Raw genomic sequence first — 4,240 nt, 5'->3', positions numbered from 1 at the left:
CGGGTGACGGCGGCTCCGACGACGGCGGCTCCGCGGGCGACGACGGCGCAGCGGCGCCCGGCGCCTCCGGGCCGGCCGAGCTCGGCGCCACCGGCCTGCCGGCGGCACCGCTGGCCCTCGTCGCGCTGGCGCTCCTCGCGACGGGCGCCGCGCTGGTCGTCACGACCCGCCGCCGCCGCGTCTGACGCCGCTCTCGCGCCCTGTGTGAGGACTTCGTCGCCGTAGCGGCGACGAAGTCCTCACACAGCGTCCCCGCCGCGCACCGGGCACCCCGCCGAGCAGCGGGACGGCGCCGATCGCCAGCCGCCCGCGCGCAGGGCCGCGCCCACCTGGCGCGCCGTCCGGCAGGGCTCCACCGCGACGTGCGACCACCGGTACCGCAGCGTGAGCTCGGCGTGCGCCAGGACCACCGCGTTGTCCCGCCAGACGTCGGCGTCGGTCCGCCCGGACGGGTGGGCGAGCCGGCCGTCGAGCTCGACGCGCACGCCGAGGCCCTCGTACACGCGGTCCGCCCGGATCCATCGGCCGTCCACGCGCTCCCGGCGCTGGGCCCGGGCCCGCGGCAGGCGGTGCGCCCGCTCGACGTCGCGGGCGTAGCGGTGCTCCAGCGGCGACTCGACGCCCTCGCCGACGGCGTCGAGCACCTCGAGCAGCAGGCGGCGGTTCCGCAGCCGCTGCCGCTCGCCCGCCGCGACGAGGACGCGACCGGGCAGCACCCCCGCGCGGACGGCGTCGCACAGCAGCCCGACCGCCTCGTCGTCGCTCGCCGCGGCCGCCACGAGGTCCACGACCGTGTCGTCCTGGTTGATCGCGCGCAGCCGCCCGCCGGCGAAGGGCACCTCGCGACGTCGCACCCGCACCCCCGCCTGCGGCTCGACCGTGCGAGCCCGGGGCACGGCGACGTCGACGACGGCCGGCGCCGCGACGACCCCGTGCACGTGCCCCGCCGCGCGGTGCGAGAGCGCTGCGCCCGGCCCCGCGTACAGCAGCGCCGCCCGGGCCCGCTGGCGCCACGCGAGCGGGCCGGCGTGCACGACGAGCACGCCCTGGTGCAGGCGCTGCCACTCACCCGTCCGGACGCGCGCCGCGGCGACCTGCCGGGACACCCCCCACGCGGCGAGCTGCGCGGTCGTCGCCACCCCGTCCTGCCGGCGCAGCACCGCAGCGGCGTCGGGCGCGATCGCCGCCGCCAGCCGCCCGAGCGGCACCGCCTCGGACCCGCGGGCGTACGTCACGCCGCCGATCGTCCCGCCCCCGGACCTCTCGAAGCCCGCCGTCCACAGCCCTGCGCGCCCGCGACCAAGCTACGTGTGGGGTTCGTCGCCCTCAGGACGACAAACCCCACACCGAGCGGATGCGCGGGCGGACGGGAGGGCGGAGGGCGGGCGCGGGCGGCCGGGCGCCCGCGCACGCAGGAACGCGAAGAGCCGCACTGCTGGGCAGTGCGGCTCTTCGCGTCGCTGTCTCAACGAGTGCGCCCGAAGGGATTCGAACCCCCAACCTTCTGATCCGTAGTCAGATGCTCTATCCGTTGAGCTACGGGCGCATGGCCATCGGCCGGGGACGACTATACGGGGACCGGCCGCCTTCTCCCAACTCGATCGGACGTGACGCCCGTCGCGGTCGCGCGCGGCGCCGGGCACGACGAAGGCCCGGTCCTCGTGGACCGGGCCTTCGCGACGCGGAGACGGTGGGATTTGAACCCACGGAAGGGTTGACCCCTTCACGGCCTTAGCAGGGCCGCGCACTAGACCTGGCTATGCGACGTCTCCCAGGTGGTAGCACAGGGTACCCGGGCAGCGGGCCGGTCTCCAAAGCGGCCTCCGACCTGCGGCGGGACCCTCCACGGTCAGTGCTCGTAGCCCCACGAGCGGTCGGTGAGCATGCGGGCGGCGGCCAGCCCGATCGAGAGCGCGACGACGACGAGCGCCGCCTCGAACCCGTACACCAGCGCGCGCGTCGTCTCCCCGTTCGAGAGGTGGAAGACGGCTCGGTAGGCCGCGACGCCGGGCACCATGACGACGACCGCGGGCACGGAGAGCGTGACGCGGGGCACGCCGATGCGCGGGGCCCACCACGCGGCGAGGACGCCGACGACGAGCGCCGCCCCCGCGGCGGCGGCCTGCGGGACGAGCCCGGCGTCGACCGCGTACACGCGCGCGACGTTGGCGAGCATCCCGACGGTGGCGGCCGCCAGGGCCATCGCCCACGGGCTGTTGAACATGAGCGCGAACCCGAGCACGGCGACGAAGCTCGCGACGAACCGCAGCAGCAGCAGGACGCCCGGCTCGAGCGTCGGGGCCGCGGGCGGGTCGGGCGCGAGCCCGGCGACGGCGGAGAACGCCCACACGGCCAGCGCGGCGGAGACGAGGATCATCACGGCGAACGTCAGGCGGGAGATCCCGGCGGAGAAGTCCAGCCGGGCGAGGTCGAGCGCGCCCGCGACGAGCGGGAACCCGGGGACGAGGAACAGGACGGCGGAGACGTAGCCCGCCTCGTGCGGGCCGGAGACCGCCCCGGTGAGGTCGACGAGCTCGACGAAGCCGAGGTAGACGAGCAGCGCGAGCGCCGCCGCGAGCATCGTGACGCCGAACTGGTTGAGCCCGCGGTGCAGCAGCGTCCGCCGCAGGTACTGGCCGGCGAAGGCCCCGACGAGCGCGCCGAGCACCTCGACCGCGCCGCCGTGGTTGAGGAACGCGAACGCCGCGCACGCGACGCCGGCCCACAGCGCGTTGAGCACCGTCGGCCACAGCAGCGGCTTGGTGGCGATCCGGTCGAGCTCCGCCTCGACGTCGTCGGGATCGACCTCGCGCCCCGTCGCCACGCGCTCGGCCTCGAAGCGCGACACCGAGCGCTCGATCTCGGACAGCCGGTCGGCGTTGATGCCGACCGCGCGCACCTCGGTCACCTCGGTGCGGAACGACCGGCCGCGGTGCGAGGTCGTCGTGATCTCGGTGAGGGTCACGTGCGCCTCGTGCCGGTCGACGCCCATCGCGCGGGCGAGCCGCAGCATCGACGCCTTGACCCGGTACGACCCGGTCCCGGCGGACAGGCTCAGGCGTCCGACGCGCAGCGCGAGGCCGGAGCGCCGGATGAGCTCGAGCTCGTCGTGGTCGGGGACGGTGGACGCCACGGGCCCATCATGGCGTGCGCCCGCGCGGGCGCACGGGTCGGCGGTCCCGGGTGGGCTGTGAGGTGCGCCCGCTCAGCGCTGGGCGCGCGCCGGGACGCCCTGCGCGGCGAGGCGGGCGGTCTCCTCGATCCGGGCGGCGCGGGTCTCGGGACGGCGCGCGTCGAGCACCCAGCGCAGGACGAGGCGGCGGGCGGACTCCGTGAACCCGTCCCACGCGGCGCGGGCGCCGTGCGCGTCCAGCGCCGCGCGCAGGTCGTCCGGGACGACGAGGTTCTCGACGTCGTCGAGGGCGGACCACGAGCCGTCGGCCTTCGCCGCGTCCACGACCGCCTGGCCGGCCGGCGTCATCCCGCCGCGCTCGGCGATGAGCTCGAGCCGGCGCTTGTTCGAGGCGGACCACCCGCTGCCCGGGCGCCGGCGCGTGAACCACAGCGCCGAGCGCTCGTCGTCGAGCGAGCGGGCCTGGGAGTCGATCCAGCCGAAGCACAGCGCCTCGACGATCGCGTCGTCGTACGACACCCGCGGCCGACCCGTCGCGGGCTTCCAGAAGACGAGCCAGGCCCCGGGCACCGGGCCGGCGTGGTTCTCCTCCAGCCACGCGCGCCACTGCGCGGTCGTCTCCGCGTGCACCAGGGGCGCGTCGTCCCGAGCCGCCATCAGCCGTCCTCCTCGTCGACCTGGGCCTGTACCCGGTCCCGCTCCGCGCGGGCGCGCGCAGCCTCCTTCTCGGCCTGCCGCAGCTCCTTCTCGGCGGCGGTGAGGGTCTTGCGCCGGTCGTTCTCGCGGGTCCGGGCCTTCGTCACGGCCTCCTGCGCCCGGGTGGCGCGCGCCTGGGCGGCCGTGTGCCGGCGCCGCGCCTCGACGAGCTCGCGCGCGCGCTCCTCCTGCTCGGCCTCCGCCTCGGTGGCGTCCTGCTGCGCCCGGACGAGCCGGTCGCCCGCGTCGTCGAGCTTGCCCTGCGCCTCCTCGCGGCGTGCCCGCGCGCGCTCCGCGACGCTCTCCAGGGCGCTCCAGGCCTTCTCCGCCGCGGCCAGCCGCCGCTCGGCCTCGCGGCGCCGCGCCCGCCGCGCGCGCTCGGCGGCCAGGTCCGTGACGGACGCGCCTCGA

3 protein-coding genes, 2 tRNA genes and 2 pseudogenes are annotated in these 4,240 nt (G+C 76.9%); 1 reads left to right on the top strand and 6 read right to left on the bottom strand.

The features are described 5' to 3' along the window. Positions 1–185, top strand: a pseudogene (locus HGCM_RS19690) (hypothetical protein); the annotation flags it as partial. A 54-nt stretch (positions 186–239) separates the two neighbouring features. On the opposite strand, the gene HGCM_RS05380 reads toward HGCM_RS19690, so the two are convergent. From HGCM_RS05380 to HGCM_RS19685, 6 genes and pseudogenes are all read right to left on the bottom strand, one after another. Beyond that, positions 240–1,235, bottom strand: coding sequence for a type IV toxin-antitoxin system AbiEi family antitoxin domain-containing protein (locus tag HGCM_RS05380; RefSeq protein ID WP_019135848.1), 996 nt, complete (start codon positions 1,233–1,235; stop codon positions 240–242). Between the two features lie 238 nt (positions 1,236–1,473). Next, positions 1,474–1,546, bottom strand: a tRNA-Arg gene (locus HGCM_RS05375). Between the two features lie 136 nt (positions 1,547–1,682). After that, positions 1,683–1,772 (bottom strand) — tRNA-Ser (locus tag HGCM_RS05370). Between the two features lie 77 nt (positions 1,773–1,849). Then, entirely contained in the window at positions 1,850–3,133 is a 1,284-nt protein-coding gene (locus tag HGCM_RS05365; protein WP_019135847.1) for a threonine/serine exporter family protein, read from the bottom strand. A gap of 72 nt (positions 3,134–3,205) precedes the next feature. Continuing rightward, the gene (locus tag HGCM_RS05360) at positions 3,206–3,790 is read right to left on the bottom strand and encodes a YdeI/OmpD-associated family protein (protein WP_019135846.1); all 585 of its coding nucleotides are present in this window, start codon (positions 3,788–3,790) and stop codon (positions 3,206–3,208) included. Beyond that, a pseudogene (locus HGCM_RS19685) lies at positions 3,790–4,240 on the bottom strand (hypothetical protein); the annotation flags it as partial. The pseudogene HGCM_RS19685 and the gene HGCM_RS05360, both read right to left, overlap by 1 nt.

This window comes from Cellulomonas massiliensis JC225 (assembly GCF_000312005.1).
Lineage (GTDB): Bacteria > Actinomycetota > Actinomycetes > Actinomycetales > Cellulomonadaceae > Cellulomonas > Cellulomonas massiliensis.
Note: the sequence above shows the minus strand (reverse complement) of the source record. Positions and strands in the feature narration are given on the sequence as shown.

Bases quoted from the DNA above. Each gene is read 5' to 3' on its own strand.
- HGCM_RS05360 (WP_019135846.1), bottom strand. From the start codon at position 3,790: ATGGCGGCTCGGGACGACGCGCCCCTGGTGCACGCGGAGACGACCGCG.